Origin of the sequence: Streptomyces sp. HM190, assembly GCF_009857135.1 — a bacterium.
Classification (GTDB): Bacteria; Actinomycetota; Actinomycetes; order Streptomycetales; family Streptomycetaceae; genus Streptomyces; species Streptomyces heilongjiangensis.
The window spans coordinates 3,983,444-4,008,965 of the sequence record NZ_CP047318.1; the positions used below are offsets into that span (position 1 = coordinate 3,983,444).

Below are 25,522 nucleotides of genomic sequence, written 5' to 3' on the forward strand. Positions count from 1 at the left end.
TCTCACCCGACGGGCCCGACCGACCGACCCGACCGACCGGGCAGCCCGGCCGCTCAGCCATATCGCCGCCTACTTGAACGGCACGTTCACGCAGGCCAGCCGCAGCCCGGCCGTCCCCGCGTGCCCCGCGTGCGTGGACGTGCTCTTCTCGTGCAGGACGACCGAACGCGCCCCGCCCTCGCGGAACCGCCAGTCCACCGTGGCGATGGAGCGCGCCGAACCGTCTTCGTCGGTGTTCACGTCCAGCCAGACCTCGTTGGCGGGGTTGGCGAACTTCGGGTCGACGGACGGCTGCGCCGGGTCGGCCTGGTCCTGGTAGTGGGGCCCGGCGTCGGCGGGCAGCCTGCCGCACGGCTCGGTGTGCACGTGGGCGCCGTACGCGCGGTTCGCGACCAGGTCCCGCAGCCGCAGCTCGATCCGCGTACCGCCGTCGCGCCGCAGTTCCTCCTTGACCTGGACGCGGGCGCCGAGCGGCGCGAGCGCGGTGTCGTAGGTGACCGCCGGCGCCACGTCCGCGGTGGCCGCCGGGGCGAGGACCGACTTCACGACGACCTTGACCACGGGCCGCTTCGCCGACGGCGCATGGGCCGCCGCCGCGGGAGTGGGCGCGGGGGTGGTCGCCCTGGCGGTCTCGCTGGCGTTCGCGCCGGCCGCGACGCCGAGACCGCCGGCGACCGCCCCGACGGCGGCGACAACCGCGACGATCCGCTTGTGCCTGAGGGTGAGCTTGTGTCGTGCCATGAGCTTTCTCGTCCCGTTCGTGGGGGGTGAAGGGGAGCGGTCGCACAACCGAAAGGTCACCTCAACTGCCGCTCATCAGATGACAGTTGAGGTGCCCGGGCGACGCTGCGCTCACGACACTACAGCGGCGGATTCGACGGAATTGAATCACTACCGCCGGGTACTGGGGAGACTTGGCGAAAAGTCCGGGCCCGCCCTACCCGGTGGGGGACGCTCGGCCCCAGCGGCATGCTCAGCTCAGCGAGCCCAGGGCGGCCGGCTCGAACGCCTTCAGCTCGTCGAAGCGGCCGTCGAGCACCTTCGCCGCCCACTCCGGGTCCTGGAGCAGCGCGCGGCCCACGGCGACGAGGTCGAACTCCTCGGCCTCCAGACCGTCGAGCAGGTCGTCGATGGCCTTGGTCGAGGACCCCTCACCGGCGAACGCGGCGATGAACTCGCCGTCGAGGCCGACGGAGCCGACGGTGATGGTGGGCTTGCCGGTGAGCTTCTTCGTCCAGCCCGCGAGGTTCAGCTCGGAGCCCTCGAACTCCGCCTGCCAGTAGCGGCGCGTGGAGGCGTGGAAGGCGTCGACACCGGCCGCGACGAGCGGGCTCAGCAGCGCCTCCAGCTCTTGCGGCGTCCGGGCGAGGCGGGCGTCGTACGCCTCCTGCTTCCACTGCGAGTAGCGGAAGATGACGGGGAAGTCGGGGGACACGGAGGCCCGTACGGCCGCCACGACCTCGGCCGCGAACTTCGTGCGGGCGACGAGGTCGCCGCCGTAGGCGTCGGTGCGGCGGTTGGTGTGCTCCCAGAGGAACTGGTCGACGAGGTAGCCGTGGGCGCCGTGGATCTCGACGCCGTCCATGCCGACGCGCTCGGCGTCGGCGGCGGACCGCGCGAACGCGGCCACGACCTCGTCGATGTCGGCCTGCGTCATCGCCCGGCCGCCCTCGGCGGGGGTGCCGTCGACCCGCAGCCCGGAGGGGCCGAGCACCGGGGCCTGCGGGAAGAGCTTGCCCTGCTGGCGGACGGTGCCGATGTGCCACAGCTGCGGCACGATCGTGCCGCCGCCGGCGTGCACGGCCTCGGCGACCTTCGCCCACCCGGCGAGCTGCTCCTCACCGGCGAAACGCGGCACGCCGTCCAGGTCACCGGCGGTCTCGTGCCCGACGTAGGTGCCCTCGGTCACGATCAGGCCGACACCCGCGGCGGCCCGCCGGCCGTAGTACGAGGCGACGTCCGCCCCCGGCACACCACCGGGCGAGAAGACCCGCGTCATGGGAGCCATGGCGATCCGGTTCGGAACGGTCAGACCGTTGATCCGGACGGGCCGGGAGAGAACGTCGGCGGCGCGGGAGGTGGACGTGGTGGTCACGTGGGGACTCCTCGAAGAGGTCGGTGGCACATCGGGCGGTGCGGCGCGCCGGAACGGTGCGCGGCGCGGCCGGTCGTACGGCGACACCCCGCCCGCGATACATGCACGTGCATAGATCGCTCTCCTCGTCAACCTCCGCGCCCGCCACGGCATTCCACCGGCACCCGACGTCCTGTGTGACCCCGGACACGCCCGAGGGCGGCACCCCCTGCCGGAACAGGGAGTGCCGCCCTCGGTACTGACGGACCGGGTCCGAACCTTCTCGCTGGGAGGAGGCTCAGAAGTCCATGTCACCGCCCGGCATGCCGCCACCGGCGGGCGCGGCGACCTTCTCCGGCTTGTCGGCGATGACGGCCTCGGTGGTGAGGAACAGCGCGGCGATGGACGCGGCGTTCTGCAGGGCGGAACGCGTCACCTTCGCCGGGTCGATGATGCCGGAGGCGATCATGTCGACGTACTCACCGGTCGCGGCGTTCAGGCCGTGGCCGACCTGGAGGTTGCGGACCTTCTCCACGACGACGCCACCCTCGAGACCACCATTGACGGCGATCTGCTTGAGCGGGGCCTCCAGGGCGAGCTTCACGGCGTTGGCGCCGGTCGCCTCGTCACCCTCGAGCTCCAGCTTCTCGAAGACCTGGGAGGCCTGGAGCAGGGCCACGCCACCACCGGCGACGATGCCCTCCTCGACGGCCGCCTTCGCGTTGCGGACGGCGTCCTCGATGCGGTGCTTGCGCTCCTTGAGCTCGACCTCGGTCGCGGCACCGGCCTTGATGACGGCCACGCCGCCCGCGAGCTTCGCCAGGCGCTCCTGGAGCTTCTCGCGGTCGTAGTCGGAGTCGCTGTTCTCGATCTCGGCGCGGATCTGGTTCACGCGGCCGGCGACCTGGTCGGCGGAGCCGGAGCCGTCGACGATCGTGGTCTCGTCCTTGGTGATGACGACCTTGCGGGCGCGGCCCAGGAGGTCCAGGGTCGCGTTCTCCAGCTTGAGGCCGACCTCCTCGGAGATGACCTCGCCGCCCGTGAGGATGGCGATGTCGCCGAGCATGGCCTTGCGGCGGTCACCGAAGCCCGGGGCCTTGACGGCGACGGACTTGAAGGTGCCGCGGATCTTGTTGACGACCAGGGTCGACAGGGCCTCGCCCTCGACGTCCTCGGCGATGATCAGCAGCGGCTTGCCCGACTGCATGACCTTCTCCAGGAGCGGGAGCAGGTCCTTGACGTTGGAGACCTTGGAGTTGGCGATGAGGATGTAGGGGTCCTCGAGCACCGCCTCCATGCGCTCCATGTCGGTGGCGAAGTACGCCGAGATGTAGCCCTTGTCGAAGCGCATGCCCTCGGTGAGTTCGAGCTCCAGACCGAAGGTCTGCGACTCCTCGACGGTGATGACGCCTTCCTTGCCGACCTTGTCCATGGCCTCGGCGATCAGCTCGCCGATCTGGGTGTCGGCGGCGGAGATGGAGGCCGTGGAGGCGATCTGCTCCTTGGTCTCGACCTCCTTGGCCTGGTCGAGCAGCGCGCCGGAGACGGCCTCGACGGCCTTCTCGATACCGCGCTTCAGGGCCATCGGGTTGGCACCGGCGGCCACGTTGCGCAGGCCCTCGCGTACGAGCGCCTGGGCGAGGACGGTCGCGGTGGTCGTACCGTCACCGGCGACGTCGTCCGTCTTCTTGGCGACTTCCTTGACCAGCTCGGCGCCGATCTTCTCGTACGGGTCCTCGAGCTCGATCTCCTTGGCGATGGACACACCATCGTTGGTGATCGTGGGGGCGCCCCACTTCTTCTCGAGGACGACGTTGCGACCCTTGGGGCCGAGCGTCACCTTGACGGCGTCCGCGAGCTGGTTCATGCCGCGCTCGAGGCCGCGCCGCGCCTCCTCGTCGAACGCGATGATCTTGGCCATGTGAAGTGGTCCCTCCAGGACTGGGGGTGATTCCTTCGGACCGCGCCCGCGCCCGCGACGGACGGCTCGCCTGCCTCGTGGTTCCTTGCCCCACACGGCCTGCGGGCCTCACCGACCCGGTCCTTCGTTGTCACTCTCACCTTCAGAGTGCTAACGCCAATGATTAGCACTCGGCATGGTCGAGTGCAAGCGCCTCCGGATGATCCGCAGGTGAACGCACCCCTGCGCGCCCGGTCGGCGCACCTCCCCCACGACCGCCGGCGGAGCCCGGGCACGCGGAAGGGTCCGCACCCCGAATACGGGGCGCGGACCCTCCGAGAAGAACGAAGAACGTCGCTGCTAACCGGCGCGTTGCTTCAGCCTGCGAGACGGACCATGTCCGCCTGCGGACCCTTCTGACCCTGCGAGATCTCGAACTCGACCCGCTGGCCCTCTTCCAGGGTGCGGTAACCGTCCATCTGGATCGCGCTGTAGTGGACGAATACATCCGCACCACCGTCGACCGCGATGAAGCCGTACCCCTTCTCCGCGTTGAACCACTTGACGGTGCCCTGAGCCATGCCTAACTCCCCTATTACTGGCCCTTGCACAGATCCACACTTCGCGGACCCGGGTCAGACCTCACCCCCCAACGGTTGGGGGTGTGCGCCGGAACGCGTCGACCGCGGCTGAATGTATCTGCCCAACTGCCGTCTGCAACAGGGCAATCGGACGAGAAAATCTGGACAGGCCCGGTCGGGAATGTACGAACAATTCCGCTGAATTCAGGGCAAGTCGGGCCCCACAAAAGGCGCGAAATACGCAGAAGCCCTACAGACTTTGGCTACTTCATATAGGGCGTGCGGCGCGGTTGGATATGCGTCCGGCATGAAATCACTGCGACGATCGGGCCGGGTTCCCCAACTGTACCGCGCTCAATCATAGAGAATTGCCCCCTCCGCTTCTCTCACGGAGGGGGCAATTCGATGAACAGTCCGTAATCAAAGTTACCGACGGTTACTACCGGCGGGTACGGACGGGGGTCAGCCGCCGGCGACGGCCGGGATGATCGACACGCCCGCCCCGTCCGGGGTGGCCGTCTCCAGGCCCTGCTCGAACCGCACGTCGTCGTCGTTCACGTACACGTTCACGAACCGCCGCAGCTTCCCCTGGTCGTCGAGGACGCGCGCGGCGATCCCGGTGTGGTTCTTCTCCAGGTCCGCGATGACCTCGGCGAGGGTGGCGCCTTCGGCCCGGACCTCGGCCTGACCGCCGGTGTAGGTGCGAAGGATGGTGGGGATGCGAACGCTGACGCTCATGACTGGTGACCTCCGGGTGTGTGCGGCAGAGCTGGGGGGGAGCGGGGCGGGGTGGTTACGCGAGCCCGGCGTCGCGGAACGAGTCGAGGTTGGGGCGGATGGTCGCGGTGAGGCCCGTCCCGGCCACCGCGTCCAGCGTCTTGAGACCGTCACCGGTGTTGAGCACGACGGTCGTCAGCGTGGGGTCCAGCAGCCCGTTCTCGATCAGCTTCTTCGTGACGCCGACGGTCACCCCGCCCGCGGTCTCCGCGAAGATCCCCTCGGTCCGGGCGAGCAGCTTGATCGCGTCGACGATCTGCTCGTCGGTCACGTCCTCCACGGCCCCGCCGGTCCGCCGGGCGATGTCGAGGACGTACGGCCCGTCCGCCGGGTTGCCGATGGCCAGCGACTTGGCGATCGTGTCGGGCTTCTGCGGCCGGACGACGTCGTGGCCCGCCTTGTAGGCGACGGACACCGGCGAGCAGCCCTCGGCCTGCGCGCCGAAGATCTTGTACGGCTTGTCCTCGACCAGCCCGAGCCTGATCAGCTCCTGGAGCCCCTTGTCGATCTTCGTGAGCTGCGAGCCGGAGGCGATCGGCACGACCAGCTGGTCCGGCAGCCGCCAGCCGAGCTGCTCGCAGATCTCGTACGCGAGGGTCTTGGAGCCCTCGGCGTAGTAGGGCCGGAGGTTGACGTTCACGAAGCCCCAGCCCTCGCCGGCCGGGTCGCCGATCAGCTCGGAGCAGAAGCGGTTCACGTCGTCGTAGTTGCCCTCGATGCCGACCAGCTCACCGCCGTAGACGGCGGCCATGACGACCTTGCCCTGCTCCAGGTCGTGCGGGATGAACACACAGGAGCGGAAGCCGGCGCGGGCGGCGGCGGCGCCGACGGCACCGGCGAGGTTGCCGGTGGAGGAGCAGGACAGGGTGGTGAAGCCGAAGGCGCGCGCGGCCTCCAGGGCCTGGGCGACGACGCGGTCCTTGAAGGAGTGCGTGGGGTTGCCGGAGTCGTCCTTGACATAGAGGCCCCCGGTGACTCCCAGCTCACGGGCGAGGTTGTCGGCCTTGACGAGGTGGGTCCAGCCGGGGTTCAGGTTCGGCTTGGCCGCCACGTCGGCGGGGACGGGCAGCAGGGGCGCGTACCGCCAGATGTTCGCGGGCCCGGCCTCGATCCGCTTGCGCAGCTCCTCCGTGTCGTAGGCGGAGTAGTCGTACGCGATCTCCAGCGGGCCGAAACACTCCGCGCAGGCGAAGACCGGTCCGAGGGGGACGCGGTGGCCGCACTCGCGACAGCTCAGGGCGGTGGCGGGGCCGAGGTCGACGCTCTTCGCGGCACCGTCGGCGGTCGGGGTTCCGGTAGCAACAGTCTGCGCAGCCATGTGAGGCGAGGCCCTTTCTCCTCATCTTCCTCACGACGCATCTCGCCGTGAGACGGATTTGGCACCTTCCCTAGCCGGACCTCGCCACGGCGTCGTGACAAGACAGCTGGAGGGTTGCCGGGGCTTCATCGGGCCGTATCCCTCTGCCCCTCTGGATGAGCGGTATTTGGTTGTATACGCACACGAGCACCGACATGCGATGGTCATCAGCGTTGTTCAAGACTGTAACCGAAGGCCAGGACAGTTGAGAGAGCCGTCCGAACCGCGAGATGAACGCAGAGGAGCCGCGCACTGTGCTGAAGGAAGTCGAGCGCTGGCTGAGCAGCCGCTCCTGGTCCGTGACCGATCGCCCGCTCCACGGGCTCCTTGCCGCGAAACGGGCCTCGGGCCAGACCGTCAGTGTCGTGCTGCCCGCGCTGAACGAGGAGGGGACGGTCGGTGACATCGTCGCCGTCATCCGCCATGACCTCGTGGAACAGGTCCCGCTCGTCGACGAGATAGTCGTCGTGGACTCCGGATCGACCGACCGCACCTCCGAGGTCGCGGCGGCGGCCGGGGCTCGGGTCGTCCACCGTGACGACATCCTGCCGCGCCTGCCCGCCGTGCCCGGCAAGGGCGAGGTGCTGTGGCGGTCACTGCTGGTCACGACCGGCGACATCGTCTGCTTCGTCGACGCGGACCTGAAGGAGTTCTCCTCCGACTTCGTCTCCGGGATCGTCGGCCCGCTGCTCACCGAACCCGGTGTCGACCTGGTCAAGGCGATGTACGACCGGCCCCTCGGCGCGGCCGCCGGCCAGGGCGGCCGGGTGACGGAACTCATGGCCCGCCCCCTGCTCAACATGCACTGGCCCCAGCTGGCGGGCTTCGTCCAGCCGCTGGGCGGCGAGTACGCGGCCCGCCGCTCGCTGCTGGAACGGCTCCCGTTCCCCGTCGGCTACGGCATCGAACTGGGCATGCTCGTCGACGCGCTCCACCTCGTCGGCCTCGACGCGCTCGCCCAGGTCGACGTGGGCGTCCGCAAGCACCGCCACCAGGACGGGCAGGCCCTGGGCCGTATGTCCGCGGCGATCTACCGCACGGCCCAGCTCCGCCTGGCCCGCGGCCACCTGATCCGTCCCGTCCTGACCCAGTTCGAACGCGGCGCGGAGGGTTTCGAGCCGCGGACGTACTCGGTGGACGTGGAGGAACGGCCACCGATGGCGGAGATCGCGGAGTACGTGGAGCGGAAGGCGGCGTAGGGGCCGGAGAGGTACCGGGTGCGGATTCGCCGTGGCCGTTCGCGCAGTTCCCCGCGCCCCTGAAGGGTCGCGGGGAACTGCGCGAGAAACCACGAACCACCCGCACCCGCCGGCGCACGCGTCACCCCCCACCCCCTGGACACTCCTGTATACGGCCGAACCGCACGTTTGAGCGGTTCGGCCACGGGCTAGGTTGAGCCGTATGGCATCAACGCACGCTGCAGCCCAGGTGCTGGTCGCCTCCAACCGCGGCCCCGTCTCGTACACCCAGGACGACTCCGGCGGTCTCACCGCGAAACGCGGCGGCGGCGGACTCGTGTCCGGCCTGTCCGCGATCGGTCCGGACGCCGGTGCCCTCTGGGTGTGCTCCGCGCTCGGCGAGGGCGACCGCGAGGCCGTGCGCCGCGGGGTCGGCGAGCCCGGCGTACGCATGCTGGACATCCCCGCCGACGTCCACCACGCCGCGTACAACGGCGTCGCCAACTCCACCCTGTGGTTCGTGCACCACATGCTGTACCAGACCCCTCTGGAGCCCGTCTTCGACGCGGAGTTCCGGGCCCAGTGGGCCGCGTACGAGACGTACAACCGCTCCTTCGCCGAGGCGCTGGCGCAGGAGGCGGCGGACGGCGCGGCCGTGCTCGTGCAGGACTACCACCTGACGCTCGTGCCGAGGATGCTGCGCGAACTGCGCCCCGACCTCAGGATCGGCCACTTCTCGCACACGCCGTGGGCGCCCGTGGACTACTTCCGGCTGCTGCCCGACGACATCGCCGCGGCGGTGCTGGACGGCATCCTCGGCGCCGACCGGGCCGCCTTCCTCACCCGGCGGTGGGCGGACGCGTTCACCGCGTGCTGCCACGCCGTCCTGGGCCCCGACGCCACCGCCGGCACCCGGATCGGCGTGCACGGGCTCGGCACCGACGCGGACTTCCTGCGGGCCCGCGCGCACGAGGCGGACGTGGAGGACCGGATCGTCGCGCTGCGGGAGCAGATCGGCACGGCGCCCGACGGCACCCCGCGCCGCACGATCGTCCGCGTCGACCGCACGGAACTGTCGAAGAACATCGTGCGGGGCCTGCTGGCCTACCGGCAGCTCCTCGACGACCGCCCGGAGTGGCGCGAGCGCGTGGTGCACGTGGCCTTCGCGTACCCGTCACGGCAGGACCTCGCCGTGTACCGGGAGTACACCGCCGAGGTCCAGCGGGTGGCGGCCGAGATCAACGAGCGGTACGGGACGCCAGGCTGGACCCCGGTCGTCCTCCACGTCAAGGACGACTTCGCGCGCTCCCTGGCCGCGTACCGCCTCGCCGACGTCGCCCTCGTGAACCCCATCCGCGACGGCATGAACCTGGTCGCCAAGGAGGTCCCGCTCATCTCCGACCGGGCCTGCGCGCTGGTGCTGTCGCGGGAGGCGGGGGCGTACGAGGAGCTGGGTGAGGACGCGGTCGTCGTCAACCCGTACGACATCGGGGGGACGGCCGGGGCGCTGCACGAGGCGCTGTCGATGGGCGCGGAGGAACGCGCGGAACGCGCGAAGCGCCTGACGGCGGCGGCGACGGCGCTGCCGCCGGCCCGGTGGTTCCTGGACCAGCTGGGAGAGCTGAGGGCGACGTAGCCCGGGGCCGGGGGTACGTCGGCGGGGCGCAGGCCCGTCCCTCCAGGGGCGCAGGCCCGTCCCTCCAGGGGCGCGGGGAGCTGCGCGGGAAACCACACACCACGCGCACCCGCCCGACAACAGTGCCCCCGATCTCCTAGGCGCCCCCCGCTCCCGCTCGCGCGACCTCGGCGATCCGCGCCAGCAACCGCACCACCCCCTCCGGCCCGTCCACCACCAGGTCCGCCCGCTCCGACAGCTCCGTCACCTCCGTGCTGCCGCTGCACACCAGCAGCCCCGGCACGCCCTCCCCCCGCAGCTTCTCCACGGCGGCGAACGCGGGCAGGTCGCCGAGGTCGTCGCCGGCGTAGAGGACGGCGGTCGCGGCGGAGTCGACGACGTGCCGGCGCAGCGCGACCCCCTTGTCCATGCCCGGGGGCCGGAGTTCGAGGACCATCCGGCCCGGTTCGACGATGAGGCCGTGACGGGTGGCGAGGTCGGTCAGAGGCGCGCGCAGCGCCTCGAACGTGGCCTGGGGATCGGCCGCGCGCCGGGTGTGGACGGCGACGGCGCGCCCCTTCTCCTCGATCCAGGTGCCCTCCCCCGCTCCCGCCCGCTCCAGCACCGCGGGGAGTTCCGCGCGGACGGCGGCGACCCCGGGGTGCGGGGGCGGCGCGGTGACCGTGTCGGTCGCGGCGTCCCAGCGTTCGGCGCCGTAGTGGCCGAGCACGGTGAGGTGTTCCAGACCGGGGACGCCGGCGAAGCCCCCGTGGCGGACGGCGACGTCGGCGGGGCGGCCGGTCACCACGGCGACGGAGAGGACCCTCGGGGCGAGTGCGGCGAGGGCGGTGACCGCGTCCGGGTGGGCGCGGGCCTGTTCGGGGTCGGGGACGATCGGCGCGAGCGTGCCGTCGAAGTCGAGTGCGACCACCGTACGACCGGGGTCGGCGAGGATCGCGTCGAGCGCGTCCCGGCCGGCCGGGGTCACGGGGGTCGGCAAGGTGGCCTTGGGGTTCTCGGAATCCTTGTGGCTGCCCATGCCTGAGACCCTATCCGTCACCGCTCGGCCCGGCGGGCCTCCCGCACCCTGCGCAGCCGGTTGACGGTGACCGGGTCGTGGGCCAGGGCGCGTTCGTCGTCCAGCAGCGCGTTCAGGAGCTGGTAGTACCGCACGGGGGCGATCCCCAGCCGCTCCCGTATGGCCCGCTCCTTGGCTCCCGGGCTCCCCCACCCCTGCCGCTCCAGCGCGAGGATGGCCTGCTCACGCGTGTCGAGGCTGTCCATGCCCCGACGGTAACGGACGGGTCGGACACTGGGGGTCGGGTCCTGCGCGCAGCCGGGTGCGGGCGCGCTTCCTCTAAGGCCGGCCGCGGGCCCGAGCCTTCAGGGGCGCGGGCCCGAGCTTTCAGGGGCGCGGGGACTGCGCGAGAACCCACGACGGTCCCGCACCCGCCGGACAGCCGGCGCGCCCCACCCCACCAGGCGCCCTCAGTCCTCCCTCTCCGCCACCGTCGCCGTCTCCTGCAGCCGCTCCAGCACGGCCCGCGGCTTCGCGTTCGACGACACCGCCGTCCCGATCTCCCGCTTCACCGCCGCGCTGACCTCCGCCCACGACGTCTTCCCGGCGGGATACAGCTCGGCCGAGGGCAGTTCCGTCAGGAACGGCGCGAGGTCGGCGGCGTCCTCGTCCCCCGCCATCGCCTGCGACGCCGACGACGTCACCGGCAGCAGGTCGTACGCGCGGGAGAACGCGAGGACGTTCTTGTCGGCGTAGACGAAGTCGAGGAAGTCGCCGATCTCCTCCTGGTGCCCGTTCTGCTTGAACGCCATCATCCAGTCGGTGACGCCGAGGGCCGCCCGCGACCGCCCCTCACGCCCCGGCAGCGCGGCGGTGCCGAACTCGACGCCCTTGTCCTCGGCCATCCTCATCAGGCTGGGGTGCCCGTTGAGCATCCCGACCTCGCCGCGCGCGAACGCCTCGAACGCGTCGGCCCGGTTCAGCCTGGCCGGGGCGGTCGGCCCGGTGAGGCCCTTGTCGACCAGTTCCTGCTTCAGCCAGGTGAAGGTCCGCACGTTGTCGTCGGAGTCGAGCCGGTACGTGCCGACGTTGTCCACGTATCCGGCGCCGCCACCGAGCAGCCACTGCATCGTCTCGGCCTGGGCCTCCTCCGGCCCGAGCGGCAGCGCGTACGGGGTCTTGGCGCCGGCCGCGCGCAGCGCCTCCGCGTCGGTGGCCAGTTCGTCCCAGGTGCGCGGGGCGTCGTCGATCCCGGCCTTGGCGAACAGCTTCTTGTTGTAGAAGAGCACGCGGGTGGACGCGGCGAAGGGCATCCCGTACGCGACCCGCCGCACCTTGCCCGCGTTGGCGAGCTGGCCGAGGAAGTTGCCCTGCACGGGTATGGAGAGCAGGTCGTCGACCTCGTAGAGCTTCCCGGCGGCGGCGTAGTCGGCGAACGTGCCGATCTGCGCCATGTCGGGGGCCTCGCCGGCGTCGACCATCTCCTTGACCTCGCGGTCGATGTCGTTCCAGGAGTGCACCGTGACGTCGATCTCGACGTCGGGGTGGTCCTTCTCGTACGCCTCGACGACATCGTCCCAGTACTTCTGCGAGCTGTTGGCCTTCGAGTCGCCGTAGTCGGCGGCCACCAGCGTGAGGGCGACCTTCTGCCCGTCGGTCTCCCCGGCGCCGCAGCCCGCCAGTGTGGACATCAGCCCCAGCGCGGACAGCGCCGCGAGTGCCGAGGTGGTCCTGATACGGGTCTTCGTCCGCCGCTGTCGCACTCGCACTGCCCCAAACCTGTCGCCATTATCGAACGGGCTTCGAACAAACCAGCCTGGACCACAGGCTCGCATCCAAGCCCGTTAATTCTTCAACTTCTCGAACTTCTTCATAAGGTCTACACCACGCGAGTGGACTAGACCTCTTGAGGGTACACGCGCCACACTGTCCCTCGTGAGACATGTCATCGCCCTCGACGTGGGCGGCACCGGGATGAAGGCCGCGCTGGTCGGTGCGGGCGGCGAGCTGCTGCACCAGGCGCGCCTCGCCACCGGCCGCGACCGCGGGCCGGACGCCGTCGTCGCGTCCGTCCTCGACTTCGCCGCCGAGCTGCGCGCCCACGGCGAACGGCACTTCGGCGAGCCCGCGTCCGCCGCGGGTGTCGCCGTGCCCGGCATCGTCGACGCCGAGCGGGGCGTCGCCGTCTACGCGGCCAACCTGGGCTGGCGCGACGTACCACTGCGCGCGCTCCTCGCCGAGCGCCTCGGCGGCACTCCGGTCGCCCTCGGCCACGACGTGCGTACCGGCGGTCTCGCCGAGGGCCGGGTCGGCGCGGGCCGGGGCACCGACCACTTCCTCTTCGTGGCGCTCGGCACCGGCATCGCGGGCGCGATCGGCGTGGACGGCCGGGTGGAGGCGGGCGCGCACGGCTTCGCCGGCGAGATCGGCCACATCGTCGTCCGGCCCGGGGGAAACCCGTGCCCCTGCGGTCAGCGCGGCTGCCTGGAGCGCTACGCCTCCGCGGCCGCGGTCACCCAGGCATGGGCCGGAGCCACCGGCGACCCCGGTGCGGACGCGGCGGACTGCGCGCGGGCCGTGGAGTACGGCGACCCGCGGGCCCGGGGCGTCTGGCAGGACGCGGTCGACGCCCTCGCCGACGGTCTCGTCACCGCCATCACCCTGCTGGACCCCCGCACCCTGATCATCGGCGGCGGCCTCGCCGAGGCCGGGGAGGCCCTGTTCACCCCGCTGCGGGCCGCCATCGAACACCGGGTGACCTTCCAGAAGGTCCCCGCACTCGTCCCGGCCACCCTCGGCGACACGGCGGGCTGCCTCGGCGCCGGCCTCCTGGCCTGGGACCTCCTCACGGACACCACCCCCACGACCCCGACGGACGCTTCGGAGGCAACCCCCTGATGCCAGCCCAGCAGGACACTTCCGCTTCCGCTCCGGGCAGCCTGCCGGAAGGGGCGCGGGGAAGCGCGCGACCGGCTCCGACCCACCCGCGACCCCCGTCGGCAGCGCGGCCCTACGTCCTGGAAGGCGTCCGCGTCGTCCTGCCCACGGGCGTCGTCGACAACGGCCGGCTCGTGGTCGACGGCACCCGGATCGCCGAGCACGCCCCCGCCGGCGCGCCCGTCCTCGCGGCCCACGGGCTGTGGGCCGTCCCCGGTTTCGTCGACCTCCACAACCACGGCGGCGGCGGCGCCTCCTTCACCTCCGGCGCCGTCGAGGACGTCCTGAGGGGCATCCACACCCACCGGCTGCACGGCACCACCACCCTCGTCGCGTCCACCGTCACCGGCGACATGGACGGCCTCGCCCACCGCGCCGGCCTCCTCTCCGAACTCGCCGAGCAGGGCGACATCGCGGGCATCCACTTCGAGGGCCCGTTCATCTCCCCCTGCCGCAAGGGCGCCCACTCCGAGGAACTGCTGCGCGACCCAGACCCGGCGGAGGTCCGCAAACTGATCGACGCGGCACGCGGCCGCGCGAGCATGGTCACCCTGGCCACCGAACTCCCCGGCGGCCTGGACTCCGTACGGCTCCTCGCCGAGCACGGCGTCATCGCGGCGATCGGGCACACGGACGCCACGTACGAGCAGACCGTACGGGCCATCGAGGCGGGCGCGACCGTGGCCACGCACCTGTTCAACGCGATGCCCCCGCTGGGCCACCGCGACCCCGGTCCGATCGCGGCACTCCTGGAGGACGAGCGGATCACCGTCGAGCTGATCAACGACGGCACGCATCTGCACCCGGCCGCCCTCCAGTTGGCGTTCCGTCACGCGGGCGCCGAGCGGGTGGCGTTCATCACCGACGCGATGGACGCGGCCGGCTTCGGCGACGGCCGCTACATGCTCGGCCCGCTGGAGGTGGAGGTCGCCGACGGCGTGGCCCGCCTGGTGGAGGGCGGCTCCATCGCGGGCTCGACCCTCACCCAGGACCGCGCCTTCGAACGGGCGGTCACCGTCGACCGCCTCCCCGTCGAGTCCGTCGTCGCCGCGCTCTCGGCCACCCCGGCCAGGCTCCTCGGCCTGTACGACCGCATCGGCTCCCTGGAACCGGGCAAGGACGCCGACGTCGTCCTCCTCGACGCCGACTTCACGGTGCGGGGCGTCCTGCGCAAGGGCACATGGGTGGTGGACCCCTTCGCGGGCCGAGCCGACGGCAGATGACGGAAGGTGGATCAATTGATCCCCAACAGGAAGGTTCCGCACCTTTGTTGACTGATGGCACGGAGTGCGGGCGTTGGCTCCGAGGGCTGGGCCGACCGCCGCTCTTTTTGGCATGATCGAGCCTCCGCAACAGCTGTCGCCGAGCGCATTCTGATGTCAACGAAGACCGGACGCGTCGCGCCGTCGAATTCGAGGGGGTAGCCCCGGGTGATCCTCACGGTCACGCTGAACACCGCTCTCGACATCACCCACCGCGTTCGGGCCCTCAGGCCCCATGCCACGCACCGGGTGACCGAGGTACTCCAACGCCCCGGCGGCAAGGGCCTGAACGTGGCCCGGGTGCTCGCGGCCCTCGGCCATCCGGTGACGGTCACCGGCTTCGTGGGCGGCGGCACCGGACGCGCCGTCCAGGACGGACTCGCCCGGACGCCGGGCATCGTGGACGCGCTGGTGCCGGTGCAGGGCGCCACCCGCCGGACGATCGCCGTGGTCGACGCCACCGGTGACACGACTCAGCTCAACGAGCCCGGCCCGCTCGTCACCCCGGCCGAGTGGTCGGCGTTCCAGGAGGCGTACGAGATCCTGCTGCGCTCCGCCTCGGCGGTGGCCCTGTGCGGCAGCCTGCCGCCGGGGGTGCCGGTGGGCGCGTACGCGGGCCTGATCCGCACGGCGCGCACCCTGGCCGTCCCCGTCCTGCTGGACACCAGCGGTGAGCCGCTGCGGCGCGGGGTGGCGGCACGGCCCGACGTGGTGAAGCCGAACGCCGAGGAACTCGCCGAACTCACCGGCTCCCACGAGCCGTCCCGCGCGACACGTGACGCGCGCCGCCGCGGCGCCCAGGCGGTCGTCGCCTCGCTCGGCCCCGACGGTCTCCTCGCCCACACCCCCGAGGGCCGCTGGCGGGCCACCCCGCCCCGCCGCTTCCGCGGCAACCCGACGGGCGCCGGCGACGCGGTGGTCGCGGGCCTGCTGTCGGGCCTGGTCGAACACCTCCCCTGGCCCGACCGCCTCACCCGGGCGACGGCCCTGTCGGCGGCGACCGTACTGGCCCCGACGGCAGGAGAGTTCGACCAGCGGGCGTACGACGAACTGCGGACGCAGGTGGCGGTGACGGGGGAGGTCAGCGCGGCCTGAGGGGCCCCGCTTCAGAACCTCAGCTCTTCCAGCCCTTTTCCAGGTACATCTGGTCGAAGTTCACGTCGCAGGAATTGCCCTGCTCGCAGGAGATCTTGACCTCGTTGGTGCCCTTGTTGAGCTGGACGAGGGCGAAGGTGTTCGTCCAGCCCTTCTCGTAGTCGCCCTCGGGGCCACGCGAGAAGTTGGACAGATTGAGGGGGCGCGTCTGGGCCGTGCCGTTCACCGAGAGGGTGGCGTTCTGGTCCTTGCCCGGGACGCCGTAGAGGACGTACAGCGTGTACTTGCCGGCCTCCGGCACGTCCTCCATCTTCCACGTCACCGACGAGCCGACGGAGTTGAAGTTGGTGACGTAGAAGCCGCCCTCGGACTTGGCGCCCGGGATGTCGGAGGAGACCGTGGCGTTGCCGCCCAGTTGCAGGGTCTTGGCCTCCGCCTTGGGGAGTTCGCCGGGCTGCTGCTCGGTCTTCTTGGTCGTGGACGGGCTGGGCTCGGTGCTCTGGTCGGCCGTCGGCGCGGTCGAGGCGCCGCCGCCGGCGTTGTCGTCGCCGCTGTCGTCGCCGCCGATCATGGCGACGCCGATGCCGACCACCACGGCGGCCAGGACGGCGATCGCGCCGATCAGCAGGCCCTTGGTGTTGGGGCCGCGTCCGCGTCCGCCGCCACCGCCGTGCGTCTGCTGACGGGTCGTGGGCGCGCCGCCCGGGAAGGCCTCCGGCGCCTGGTACTGCGCGTTGGGCTGGCCGTAGCCGTTCTGCTGGGGGACCTGGCTGTACGCCGCCGTGGGCGCCTGGTGGATCGAGGACGACTGCTGGGTCTGCTGCCCGTACTGGCGTTCACCGACCGGCCGCACCCGGTTGACGGCGTTGGGGTAGCCGTAGCTCCCGGTGGGCGGCTGGGCGCCACGGGCCTGGCCGTCGGCGTAGAGGTAGCCGAACGGGTCGTCGTCCTCGGGCGTGCTCGCGCCGTTGTTGCCGGGCGTCATCCCTAGGTCTCCTCAGCGGTGCGGTACATGCGGCGTACGGGTGGCGGTTCTTTCCACAGGGGTGTAGGAGAGCGAGCCTACCCGCTCACGCTGAGCCAAACGGGTGACTCAGACCTCGTGGCCTGAGTCACCATCGCGCCGGCCGGCCCCTCGGTGGGGGCCTCACCAGCGCATTTCCCGGGCCGTCGGGCTACTGCCCGGCTCTGGTCATCCGGCCCGCCGATGCTGTTTGGGACGAGATCGTTTCTCGACGTACATCCGCTCGTCAGCCGATTTCAACACCTCGTCCGCCGTCATCCCGCAGTGTGCCCATCCGATGCCGAAGCTGGCCCCGACGCGCATCGCGCGGCCGTCGACCCGGATCGGCTGGATGATCTCGTTGCGCAGGCGTACGGCGAGGTCCTGGGCGTCGGCGCGGCCGAGCCCGTCGGCGAGGACGACGAACTCGTCACCGCCGAGCCGGGCGACGGTGTCGCCGTCGCGGACGCCCCGGCTGAGCCTGCGGGCGACCTCGATGAGGACGGCGTCGCCCGCGTTGTGCCCGAACCGGTCATTGATCGACTTGAACCCGTCGAGGTCGCAGAAGAGCACCGCGAGCCCCTTGGTGCCGTCGTCCCGCTCGTTCTCGGGGGCGACGGTGTGCACATGGTGGTCGAAGGCGTCGTACGGCAGCCCGGCGGCGGCCGCGTGGAAGTCGAAGGCGTGCGCGCCGTTGCCGGCGGCCTCGTACGCGTCGAAGGACGGGTGGGGGACGGCCGGGTGCTGGGCGACCCCGAAGTCGCCGTACTGCCCGAATCCGTCTCCGAGGTTCTCCCCGAGGTTCTCACCGAAGTTGTCGCTGAAGTTCTCGCCGAACGTGGCGTCCATGGAGTCGGCGGCCGCGCCGGCCGGGAGCGCCTGAGGGCGCTGGCAGAGGCGGGCGGAGAGCCGGGCGCGCAGCTCGGCGGAGTTGGGCAGGCCGGTCAGCGCGTCGTGGGAGGCGCGGTGGGCGAGCTGGAGCTCGCGGCGCTTGCGCTCCTCTATGTCCTCGACGTGGGTGAGCAGGAAGCGGGGCCCGTCGGCGGCGTCGGCCACGACGGAGTTGCGCAGGCTGACCCAGACGTAGGTGCCGTCGCGGCGGCCGAGGCGCAGCTCGGCGCGGCCGCCCTCGGCGGAGGTGCGCAGGAGCGTGCCGATGTCCTCGGGGTGGACGAGGTCGGAGAAGGAGTACCGGCGCATGGCGGACGCGGGCCGGCCGAGCAGCCGGCACAGCGCGTCGTTGGTCCGCAGGATCCGGCCGTGCTGGTCGCCGCCGAGCTCGGCGATGGCCATGCCGCTCGGGGCGTACTCGAATGCCTGGCGGAAGGACTCCTCGCTGGCCCGCAGCGCCTGCTGCTCCCGTTCGAGCCTGACCAGTGCGCGCTGCATGTTCGCACGGAGACGCGCGTTGCTGATCGCGATGGCGGCCTGGAAGGCGTACATCTGGAGCGCCTCACGGCCCCAGGCACCGGGCCGCCGGCCGTTGCGCGGCCGGTCGACGGATATGACCCCGAGCAGTTCACCGCAGGAGGCGCCGCCGGCGCCGGGTGTGTACATCGGCGCGAAGAGGCGGTCGGAGGGGTGCCACTCGTCCTCGAAGCGGGGCGCGGGTCCGTCGGTGTACCACTGCGGTACGTCGTCCTCGTCGAGGACCCAGCCCTCGGTGTGGGGTATGAACCGCAGGTCGCCCCAGGCCTCGCCCATGGTGAGCCGGCGGTCCCAGGAGGCGCGGGAGCCGACGCGGCCGGTGATCAGGGCCTCGGCGGCGGAGTTCCCGGAGAGGGCGGCGACGACGAGGTCTCCGTCGGGGCGGACGAGGTTGACGCACGCCAGCTCGTACCCCAGGCCGTTGACCACACCGTCCGCGACGGTCTGCAGCGTGTCGGCCAGGCTGCGCGCGGTGTTCATGTCCGCCATCACCTGGTGCAGCTGCCGCAGCGTCGTCAGACGGACGTAAGGCTCCGACTCGGTTTCCATTCGCCCTCCCCCCGAGATCTTGTGGCAGCTCCAGGCTCCAGGGTTGCTATCCGGCGTAACTCATGGGCTTACTACCGCTTACAGTTCCCGCTTACAGCTTGCAGCGTCCCCGCCACTGAATCACAGCGCGAAGCCCACTCGGTACACAGGGTCAACAAAATATGGCTCCTGTGACTCAAGTCACAACAAAACCTGAGCAATTGAGTGGAGCTTATGCGTTTCCCGCATGCGCTTCCTGAACAGAATTCAGGACTCTGTGTAGACCCTGTGAGCGGTGATGGCCGAGTGCGGTGACGAGACAGAAGGCCATTTTTGAGCCAGCGCCGCGTTCGTGGGGCGACCTGCCGCGACGGGCGTGACGGGCGCGCCCGACCGTACCCCATGGGGGCGACCTAGGTCGCAGGACCGGCAGGAGGTGGATCTCCGGCCGGATGTGGCGGCCGCGGGCGCGGACTAGCGTGCGATCGTGCCGAAGCCCTCGATCTCCCCAGCGTCCCCCGCGGCCGCTCCCGCACCGCGTCCGCCCGCACCCACGGCGGCGCGGCCTGCCCACACGCCCCCTGGGAATCGCCCTTCCCGTCCCGGCGGGCATGCTGAGGGGGTGAGCGAAGACGAGTTCCGTGCCGTGATGTCCCGGCTGGCGGCGGGTGTGGTCCTGGTGACGGCGCACGAGGCACAGCCGGACCCCGAGGGGCCGCGCGGCGAGGACGTCGGCATGACGGCCACGTCCTTCATGTCCGTGTCCCTCGACCCGCCCCTCGTTTTGGTCAGCCTCCGCGAGGGCTCCCGGATGGACGACCTGCTCGCCGAGCAGCCGCTCTGGGCCGTCTCCCTGCTCGCGGAGCACCAGCGCGCCGTCGCGGGCCGCTTCGCCATGAAGGGCCGCGTGAGCGACCGCCTGCTCTTCGAGACCGTCCCCCACACCCGCGGCGCCCTGACCGCCGCGCCGCTGATCACGGACGCGCTGGCCACGCTCGAATGCCGCACCGAGCAGCGCGTGTCCGCGGGCGACCACACGCTGGTGATCGGCCGGGTCCTGGACGCCGCGGTCGGCGGCAAGGAGGGCGGCCCGCTGGCCTACTTCCGCGGCAGGTACCGCCAGTTGGGGTGAGGGGCGTCGTTCCCCACCGCAGACAGCAAAGATCTACGGGGTGAACGCGGGGGCGAGGGGGGCGCGGGGAACTGCGCGACCGACCACGACGAGCCCGCGGCCGACCAATCACCACCGCCCCACCCCCCTTCAGGGCCCCGCCCCGCCGGACCTCCGCCACACCGCACGGTTTCGGCCAAGCGGCCGTCACGCCCCCCACCCCGGCCACCCCCGCGCCCACGAACAAACCGAGCATTCGGTAGGCCGCGACCGGAAATGTTCCTGGCGCGACGCGACTCATGAACGGGAAATTCACCGGAGTCCCTCGGCAGCACCCCGCCGCCTAGATCACCGCCATTCCCGCCCCGGCCATAACGGATCACGATTCGGCCCCGCAGACAACGCGGAATCACGCATCACAACGCGGAAAACACCGGCCAGGACGGCACGCTTAAAGGCGGCTCAGACCACACCCCGCCCCGCCCCCGCTCACCGGAAGCGCCTGGGTGCCGCACCCCGAAGTCGGCACGGGGGGCCGAGCGGCGGCTGGGCGGTGGGCTCTAGTGCCGCGGCAGATGACGTTCGCCCGTCGAGGAGCTGCGTCCGATGCGTGCCCTCGGCGTGCCGGGCGCACGTCCTCGTACGGGATGCACTCGGACCTGTGCCCGGTGCGGCGAGAGTGCGTGCCGGACGCCGCGACGGGGCAGACGTTGCCCGTCGCGGCACTAGAAGGCTCATGAAGATCTTGGGTTCTGGCCCTGCCGTGTCAGCGGCAGGGCCAGAACCCAAGATCTTCATGAGCCTTCTAGCCCCAATCCCGCCCGGACCGCCCCCGCTTGGTATCGGACCGCTGCTTCTTCTCCCGCAGCCGCCGCTCGTTGATCCCCTTCGGGATGCGGGTGGGCCGACGCGGCTTGGGGGGCGGGGCCGTGGCCTCCGCGAGGAGCGCCGCCAGGCGCACCGCGGCGGTCTCCCGGTTTCGCCACTGTGAACGGTGCTCGGAGGACCGAACGCTGACGACCCCGTCGACGAGCCGCCCGGCGAGCCGCTCCAGGGCGCGCTGCTTCCACACCTCGGGCAGCGCCTCGGTGCCGGCGAGGTCGAATCGCAGCTCGACCTGCGAGTCACTGGTGTTGACGTGCTGTCCGCCGGGGCCGGAGGACCTGGAGAAACGCCACATCAGCTCGGCCTCGGGAACGGAGACGGAGCCGCGGACGACGAGACCTCGGGAGGGCGCGCTCCCCGGCCCCCGGGAAGGAGCGGACATACCCATATGGTCACCGAGCCCACCGCCCGCCGTCACCCGCTTTTCCGGCCCCGCCCCGGCCCTTTCTCCACCGGCCCGCCCCGCCCGCTCCACCGCCCGGCCGCCGCCGGCCACCCGCAGCCTCCCGGCCGTCCGGGTAAAGAAAGCAAAAACGCCAGGAACCTCTGGAGCCCCTCGCTGCGTTCATAGGGGTACAGGTAGCTTCGTCCCCGGCACGAAGCCCGTAAGGCACGTACGCAAAACGAGGGAAGGACTCCCAACCATGGCTGTAAGCCTGTCCAAGGGTGGCAACGTCTCGCTCACCAAGGAGGCTCCGGGCCTGACCGCCGTCACCGTGGGCCTCGGCTGGGACGTCCGCACCACCACGGGCACCGACTTCGACCTGGACGCCTCCGCCATCGCGGTCAACACCCAGGGCAGGGTGTACTCGGACGCCCACTTCGTCTTCTTCAACAACAAGCAGACCCCGGACCAGACCATCGTCCACACCGGCGACAACCGCACGGGCGAGGGCGCGGGCGACGACGAGGCGATCAACGTCAACCTGGCGGGCCTCCCCGCCGACATCGACAAGATCGTCTTCCCGGTCTCGATCTACGACGCGGAGAACCGCTCGCAGAACTTCGGCCAGGTCCGCAACGCCTACATCCGCATCATCAACCAGGCCGGCGGCAGCGAGATCGCCCGCTACGACCTCTCCGAGGACGCCGCCACCGAGACCGCCATGGTCTTCGGCGAGCTCTACCGCAACGGCGCCGAGTGGAAGTTCCGCGCCGTCGGCCAGGGCTACGCCTCCGGCCTCGTCGGCATCGCCCAGGACTTCGGCGTCAACGTCTGACCCACGCCGACAGACACCCCAGAAGGCCCCGCCCGACCCCAAGCACCCAAGCCGTCGTGCGGGGCCTTCGGCGTCCCACCCGCCGCTCCCCCGCGTACGGGACGTGCCGCTGACCTCGTCGGTACCCGGCGGCTCCGCCTCGCGGGGCGACGTCCGACCCCGTCGGTAGCGTGCGGGGGCATGCCGCTGCTCGAACCCCTCCGCACCGCCGTGGACGGGACCGTCCCCGGTCCCCTCCTCGCCGAGCTCACCGTCCCGCACGCCTCCAACCGGGCGTTGCACACCCTCAGCGGCGACTTCCCCGACCCCGACGACATGCGCCCGGAGCAGGTGGACGCGGCGCTGTCCCTGGAGCTGGCCGACCCGGCTGTGGAGATCCTCCTCGCCCGCGAGGTCCCCGACGGCGCGGGCCGACGCGACGGCGCGCCGCCCCTCGTCGGCATCGCGATCACCCTCGCTCACCACCCCGACCCCGCCGACCCCGACCCGTGGATCGGGCTCCTGCCGGTCGACGCGGCGGCGCAGCGGCAGGGCCACGGAAGGCGGTTGGCGGCGCTGGTCGAGACCCGGCTCCGCCAGGCCGGCCGCACCGCCGTACGCCTCGCCGTACTCGACGACAACCCCGGCGCCCTCGCCTTCTGGACCTCCCTCGGCTACGAGATCATCGGCCACCGCCCCGACCGCGAACGAGGCCGTCCCTGCACGATCCTCCGCACACCGCTCACCCCCCAGAGCCGCACGCATCGGGGTCAGGCGCTGCCGTCGGCCTTCCGCCCGCCCCCGCTCCAGCACTCAGCCAACCCCTCCGCCCTGCTCCAGCGCTCGTTCCCCGGCCCTCACGCCTTCTCCGGCTTGCCCTCGCCGTACAGCCACTCCTCCCAGACCGGCTTGAGGTCGGCGTCCGGTGCCGTCTTCCGCGCGTGCTTCTCGGCGTACGCGGTGAAGTCCGCCGTGCTCGCGTTGCCGTGGCGGCGGGCCGTGGCCCAGCCCTTGAGAAGGTCGAAGAAGGCCTCGTCGCCGACGGCCTGGCGGATCTTGTGGAGGACCATGGCGGCGCGCTCGTAGACGGGGCTGTCGGAGATGTGCTCGGCGCCCGGCGGTTCCGCGGGCGGGAACGCCCAGACCTCCTTGCCGGCCTCGGCGCTGTCGAAGTAGTCACCCTCGTAGAGCGCGTCGAAGCTCTCCTGGGCGGTGTCGCCGCCGTGGTCCTCCTGCCACAGCCATTCCGCGTACGTGGCGAAGCCCTCGTTGAGCCACATGTCGCGCCAGCTCTTGGGTGTGACGGAGTTGCCGTACCACTGGTGGGCCAGCTCGTGGACGAGCAGGGCGGTGTCGGGGGCGCCGGGGAAGACCGGGCGGTTCTGGGTCTCCAGCGCGTACTCCACGTCCGCGTCCCGCTCGACGATCGCGCCGGTGGAGGAGAAGGGGTACGGGCCGAAGTCGGTCTCCGCCCACTCGATGACGTCCGGGATGCCGTCGAGGACCTCGCGGCTGCCCTTGGCCTCCTCGGGGTCGACGGCCGTGTACACAGGCGGTGTCTCCCCGCCGGCCGGGAGGCGCCGGATCTCGTACGTGCCGATCGCGAGCGTGGCGAGGTAGCTCGCCATCGGTTCCGCGGAGCGCCACGCGAACGTGGTGCGGCCGTCCTTCGTCGACTCGCCGCGCAACTCCCCGTTGGAGACGGCCTGGAGGCGGCGCGGGACGGTGACGGTGATGTCGTACGCCGCCTTGTCGGAGGGGTGGTGGTTGCCGGGGAACCAGGCCATCGAGCCCGCCGGTTCACCGAGCGCGAGCGCCCCGTCGGCCGTCGGCAGCCAGCCCTCCAGAGAGCCGTCCGGGTCGGTGATCGTCCGCGGTTCGCCCGAGTAGCGCACCGTCGTACGGAACGTGCTCCCCTTCCTGAGGGTGTGCGCCGGCCGCACGATCAGCTCCTGGCCCGCCCGCTCGAACCGGGCGCCGGTGCCGTCGACGGTGACGGACGCGACGTCCATGCCCTTCAGGTCCAGGTCGAACGAACTGAGGTCCTGCTCCGCCCGCGCGGTGACGACGGCCCTCCCGTCGATGTGGTCCTCGCGGTCCTCGCGGTCCTCGCCCCGCTCGGCGTCGGGATCGATGTCGACGTCGAGGGTGAGGGCGTAGTGCGTGACGTCGTAGCCGCCGTTGCCGAGTTTCGGGAAGTACGGGTCCCCCAGGCCGGCCGCGCCGCGCGTGCCGCCCGCCCCGGTTCCCCCGCCGTCGTCGGTGCAGGAGGTGAGGGTGAACGTCAGGGCCGCGGCAAGCAGCGCGGCGGGGACAACCGGTGAGGATCGGGACACATCCAGGATCCTAGGCGGACATGACACCATCGCCTACGTGCTCGACATCGGCTACGCCCTCTCCAACCGCTTCCCGGACCCGCCGCAGACGGACTACCGCCGCGCCGACGTCTACGCGCTGCGGCACGACCTCTTCTGCGGTGACGTCTACCTCGCCGACACCAAGGAGGACCGGGAACTGTCCACCGCCTGGGGATGGGTGCCGGTGCTGGACTTCGCATGGGCGCTCTGCGACATCGTCGAGCAGCTGGACCGGGACCCCGCGGGCTCCCGCGCCTCCCGGCCGCAGCACGCGGAGCTGGACTTCACCGAGTCGACCGACCGCATGCTCTTCGAGCGCCGCTTCGGCTGGGTGGACATCGAGTCCGACTGGATGCCGGCCGAGGAACCCCCGCTCACCTTCTCCCACAGCGAACTCCGCAGAGAGGCACGGGACTTCCTGCACGACCTCGTCGCCGACCTGTGCGACCTGCACGAGGACCTCGCGGACAACCCGGCGATCTGGACCCTCCAGGCCCGCTTCCCCCGGCTCGGCTGACCCCCACCCTGGGGCGGGACCCCTCACCCCTCCACTCTGATCCCCATCTCCCCCGCCAGGACCGGCGCCAGATCCATCAGCTGCGCCGCGCTGATCACCGCTCCCGACAGCCGCTCCACCCCGCGGGCGATCTCCACCGAGGCGGCGCCGCGCAGGTCGACGTCCTTCAGGGTCGCCCCGCTCAGGTCGGCGCCCTTCACCGCGCACCCGGCGAACTCGACCCGCTCCAGCCGCGCACCGCCGAAGTCCGGTTCGACGAGGACGCAGTCCTCGAAGACGACGTCCTTGAGCCGCGCGTCCCGCAGATTCAGGTAGTCGATCTTGCCGCCGCGCACCAGCACCCGCTCCAGCACCGCCCCGTGCAACTGCACGCCGCCGAGCCGCGCGTCCACCAGCTCCACGTCACGGAGGGTGGCCTCGGCGAGGTCCGTACCGACCCCCCGTATGCCGGTGAGGACGGAGTCCAGCAGCCGGGCCCGGTGCAGCCGCGTCTCGTCCAGCGCACAGCCCGTGAGCGCGCAGTCCAGGAAGCGGGCGCCCCCGCCGTCCTGCCCGGCCAGGTCCCGCTCGCGGAACTCCAGCCCGTCGTAGTCCCCGTCCGGCTCCAGCCCTCCGCCGTCGTACGCCTCCAGCGCGGGCAACCGCACCTCCGGTCGCCGCGCCCCCTTCACCACCGACTTCGCCCGCACCATGCCCTCAT

At 71.5% G+C, this 25,522-nt stretch carries 22 protein-coding genes, 1 pseudogene and 1 riboswitch; of the genes and pseudogenes, 9 read left to right on the forward strand and 14 right to left on the reverse strand.

Features of this window, described 5'->3' with window-relative positions; all coding sequences use genetic code 11:
• Positions 1–69 precede the first annotated feature (69 nt).
• From GSY65_RS16835 to thrC, 6 genes are all read right to left on the reverse strand, one after another.
• Complete coding sequence (locus GSY65_RS16835) at positions 70–741, reverse strand: superoxide dismutase family protein (protein ID WP_159769288.1); 672 nt, start codon at positions 739–741, stop codon at positions 70–72.
• 232 nt (positions 742–973) lie between these two features.
• Complete coding sequence (locus tag GSY65_RS16840) at positions 974–2,095, reverse strand: NADH:flavin oxidoreductase (RefSeq protein ID WP_159769291.1); 1,122 nt, start codon at positions 2,093–2,095, stop codon at positions 974–976.
• Between the two features lie 277 nt (positions 2,096–2,372).
• Positions 2,373–3,995: a chaperonin GroEL gene (gene groL, locus GSY65_RS16845; protein WP_159769294.1), complete on the reverse strand. Its 1,623-nt coding sequence runs from the start codon at positions 3,993–3,995 to the stop codon at positions 2,373–2,375.
• 356 nt (positions 3,996–4,351) lie between these two features.
• The gene (locus GSY65_RS16850; RefSeq protein WP_009339379.1) at positions 4,352–4,555 is read right to left on the reverse strand and encodes a cold-shock protein; all 204 of its coding nucleotides are present in this window, start codon (positions 4,553–4,555) and stop codon (positions 4,352–4,354) included.
• 462 nt (positions 4,556–5,017) lie between these two features.
• Positions 5,018–5,293 (reverse strand): MoaD/ThiS family protein, encoded by a 276-nt coding sequence (locus GSY65_RS16855; protein ID WP_159769297.1) that lies wholly within the window; start codon positions 5,291–5,293, stop codon positions 5,018–5,020.
• A 55-nt stretch (positions 5,294–5,348) separates the two neighbouring features.
• Positions 5,349–6,650, reverse strand: coding sequence for a threonine synthase (gene thrC, locus GSY65_RS16860; RefSeq protein WP_159769300.1), 1,302 nt, complete (start codon positions 6,648–6,650; stop codon positions 5,349–5,351).
• A gap of 18 nt (positions 6,651–6,668) precedes the next feature.
• A riboswitch (SAM riboswitch) is annotated at positions 6,669–6,812 on the reverse strand.
• Between the two features lie 131 nt (positions 6,813–6,943).
• Here thrC and GSY65_RS16865 point away from each other — a divergent pair.
• Together GSY65_RS16865 and GSY65_RS16870 are read left to right on the forward strand one after the other, a co-directional pair.
• On the forward strand, positions 6,944–7,888 hold the full coding sequence (locus GSY65_RS16865) for a glucosyl-3-phosphoglycerate synthase (RefSeq protein WP_159769303.1): 945 nt from the start codon (positions 6,944–6,946) through the stop codon (positions 7,886–7,888).
• Positions 7,889–8,090: 202 nt separating this feature from the next.
• A complete protein-coding gene (locus GSY65_RS16870; protein ID WP_159769306.1) occupies positions 8,091–9,503 on the forward strand; it encodes an alpha,alpha-trehalose-phosphate synthase (UDP-forming) in 1,413 nt (470 codons plus the stop codon).
• A 136-nt stretch (positions 9,504–9,639) separates the two neighbouring features.
• Here the strand turns inward: GSY65_RS16870 and otsB are convergent, their stop codons facing one another.
• From otsB to GSY65_RS16885, 3 genes are all read right to left on the reverse strand, one after another.
• Positions 9,640–10,521, reverse strand: coding sequence for a trehalose-phosphatase (gene otsB / locus GSY65_RS16875; RefSeq protein WP_159769309.1), 882 nt, complete (start codon positions 10,519–10,521; stop codon positions 9,640–9,642).
• Between the two features lie 17 nt (positions 10,522–10,538).
• Positions 10,539–10,766 (reverse strand): DUF3263 domain-containing protein, encoded by a 228-nt coding sequence (locus GSY65_RS16880; RefSeq protein WP_159769312.1) that lies wholly within the window; start codon positions 10,764–10,766, stop codon positions 10,539–10,541.
• 204 nt (positions 10,767–10,970) lie between these two features.
• Positions 10,971–12,269, reverse strand: coding sequence for an extracellular solute-binding protein (locus tag GSY65_RS16885; protein ID WP_443043230.1), 1,299 nt, complete (start codon positions 12,267–12,269; stop codon positions 10,971–10,973).
• Positions 12,270–12,435: 166 nt separating this feature from the next.
• Between GSY65_RS16885 and GSY65_RS16890 the strand changes: the two genes are divergently transcribed.
• From GSY65_RS16890 to GSY65_RS16900, 3 genes are all read left to right on the forward strand, one after another.
• A complete protein-coding gene (locus GSY65_RS16890) occupies positions 12,436–13,398 on the forward strand; it encodes an ROK family protein (RefSeq protein WP_159769315.1) in 963 nt (320 codons plus the stop codon).
• Complete coding sequence (gene nagA, locus GSY65_RS16895) at positions 13,398–14,660, forward strand: N-acetylglucosamine-6-phosphate deacetylase (RefSeq protein ID WP_159769318.1); 1,263 nt, start codon at positions 13,398–13,400, stop codon at positions 14,658–14,660. The genes GSY65_RS16890 and nagA overlap by 1 nt, the downstream gene beginning before the upstream one ends.
• Before the next feature lie 207 nt (positions 14,661–14,867).
• On the forward strand, positions 14,868–15,794 hold the full coding sequence (locus GSY65_RS16900) for a 1-phosphofructokinase (RefSeq protein WP_159769321.1): 927 nt from the start codon (positions 14,868–14,870) through the stop codon (positions 15,792–15,794).
• A 19-nt stretch (positions 15,795–15,813) separates the two neighbouring features.
• Here the strand turns inward: GSY65_RS16900 and GSY65_RS16905 are convergent, their stop codons facing one another.
• On the reverse strand, positions 15,814–16,779 hold the full coding sequence (locus tag GSY65_RS16905; protein ID WP_159769324.1) for a CBM35 domain-containing protein: 966 nt from the start codon (positions 16,777–16,779) through the stop codon (positions 15,814–15,816).
• A 207-nt stretch (positions 16,780–16,986) separates the two neighbouring features.
• Positions 16,987–18,774 (reverse strand): diguanylate cyclase CdgB, encoded by a 1,788-nt coding sequence (cdgB, locus tag GSY65_RS16910; protein WP_159769327.1) that lies wholly within the window; start codon positions 18,772–18,774, stop codon positions 16,987–16,989.
• A gap of 601 nt (positions 18,775–19,375) precedes the next feature.
• Here cdgB and GSY65_RS16915 point away from each other — a divergent pair.
• Positions 19,376–19,885 carry a flavin reductase family protein gene (locus tag GSY65_RS16915; RefSeq protein WP_236579833.1) on the forward strand — a complete coding sequence of 170 codons (510 nt, stop codon included), beginning with the start codon at positions 19,376–19,378 and terminating at the stop codon, positions 19,883–19,885.
• A 784-nt stretch (positions 19,886–20,669) separates the two neighbouring features.
• Here GSY65_RS16915 and arfB read toward each other — a convergent pair.
• A complete protein-coding gene (gene arfB / locus GSY65_RS16920) occupies positions 20,670–21,131 on the reverse strand; it encodes an alternative ribosome rescue aminoacyl-tRNA hydrolase ArfB (RefSeq protein WP_159769330.1) in 462 nt (153 codons plus the stop codon).
• A gap of 262 nt (positions 21,132–21,393) precedes the next feature.
• Here arfB and GSY65_RS16925 point away from each other — a divergent pair, with 262 nt between their 5' ends.
• Together GSY65_RS16925 and GSY65_RS33790 are read left to right on the forward strand one after the other, a co-directional pair.
• Entirely contained in the window at positions 21,394–21,969 is a 576-nt protein-coding gene (locus GSY65_RS16925; protein WP_159769333.1) for a TerD family protein, read from the forward strand.
• 315 nt (positions 21,970–22,284) lie between these two features.
• Positions 22,285–22,575 (forward strand): annotated as a pseudogene (locus GSY65_RS33790) (DNA mismatch repair protein MutT); the annotation flags it as partial.
• Between the two features lie 230 nt (positions 22,576–22,805).
• Here GSY65_RS33790 and GSY65_RS16935 read toward each other — a convergent pair.
• Entirely contained in the window at positions 22,806–24,314 is a 1,509-nt protein-coding gene (locus tag GSY65_RS16935; RefSeq protein WP_159769336.1) for a M1 family metallopeptidase, read from the reverse strand.
• Positions 24,315–24,321: 7 nt separating this feature from the next.
• On the opposite strand from GSY65_RS16935, the gene GSY65_RS16940 reads away from it, so the two are divergent.
• A complete protein-coding gene (locus tag GSY65_RS16940; RefSeq protein ID WP_159769339.1) occupies positions 24,322–24,822 on the forward strand; it encodes a hypothetical protein in 501 nt (166 codons plus the stop codon).
• Between the two features lie 23 nt (positions 24,823–24,845).
• On the opposite strand, the gene GSY65_RS16945 is transcribed toward GSY65_RS16940, so the two are convergent.
• Positions 24,846–25,514 (reverse strand): pentapeptide repeat-containing protein, encoded by a 669-nt coding sequence (locus tag GSY65_RS16945; protein WP_159769342.1) that lies wholly within the window; start codon positions 25,512–25,514, stop codon positions 24,846–24,848.
• Positions 25,515–25,522 lie beyond the last annotated feature (8 nt).

Coding starts and splice junctions, on each gene's coding strand:
- arfB (WP_159769330.1), bottom strand. CDS start 21,131: ATGTCCGCTCCTTCCCGGGGGCCGGGGAGCGCGCCCTCCCGAGGTCTC.
- GSY65_RS16880 (WP_159769312.1), bottom strand. CDS start 10,766: ATGGACAGCCTCGACACGCGTGAGCAGGCCATCCTCGCGCTGGAGCGG.
- nagA (WP_159769318.1), top strand. CDS start 13,398: ATGCCAGCCCAGCAGGACACTTCCGCTTCCGCTCCGGGCAGCCTGCCG.
- thrC (WP_159769300.1), bottom strand. CDS start 6,650: ATGGCTGCGCAGACTGTTGCTACCGGAACCCCGACCGCCGACGGTGCC.
- cdgB (WP_159769327.1), bottom strand. CDS start 18,774: ATGGAAACCGAGTCGGAGCCTTACGTCCGTCTGACGACGCTGCGGCAG.
- groL (WP_159769294.1), bottom strand. CDS start 3,995: ATGGCCAAGATCATCGCGTTCGACGAGGAGGCGCGGCGCGGCCTCGAG.
- GSY65_RS16925 (WP_159769333.1), top strand. CDS start 21,394: ATGGCTGTAAGCCTGTCCAAGGGTGGCAACGTCTCGCTCACCAAGGAG.
- otsB (WP_159769309.1), bottom strand. CDS start 10,521: ATGGGCAGCCACAAGGATTCCGAGAACCCCAAGGCCACCTTGCCGACC.
- GSY65_RS16855 (WP_159769297.1), bottom strand. CDS start 5,293: ATGAGCGTCAGCGTTCGCATCCCCACCATCCTTCGCACCTACACCGGC.
- GSY65_RS16905 (WP_159769324.1), bottom strand. CDS start 16,779: ATGACGCCCGGCAACAACGGCGCGAGCACGCCCGAGGACGACGACCCG.
- GSY65_RS16850 (WP_009339379.1), bottom strand. CDS start 4,555: ATGGCTCAGGGCACCGTCAAGTGGTTCAACGCGGAGAAGGGGTACGGC.
- GSY65_RS16935 (WP_159769336.1), bottom strand. CDS start 24,314: ATGGTGTCATGTCCGCCTAGGATCCTGGATGTGTCCCGATCCTCACCG.
- GSY65_RS16870 (WP_159769306.1), top strand. CDS start 8,091: ATGGCATCAACGCACGCTGCAGCCCAGGTGCTGGTCGCCTCCAACCGC.
- GSY65_RS16945 (WP_159769342.1), bottom strand. CDS start 25,514: ATGGTGCGGGCGAAGTCGGTGGTGAAGGGGGCGCGGCGACCGGAGGTG.
- GSY65_RS16835 (WP_159769288.1), bottom strand. CDS start 741: ATGGCACGACACAAGCTCACCCTCAGGCACAAGCGGATCGTCGCGGTT.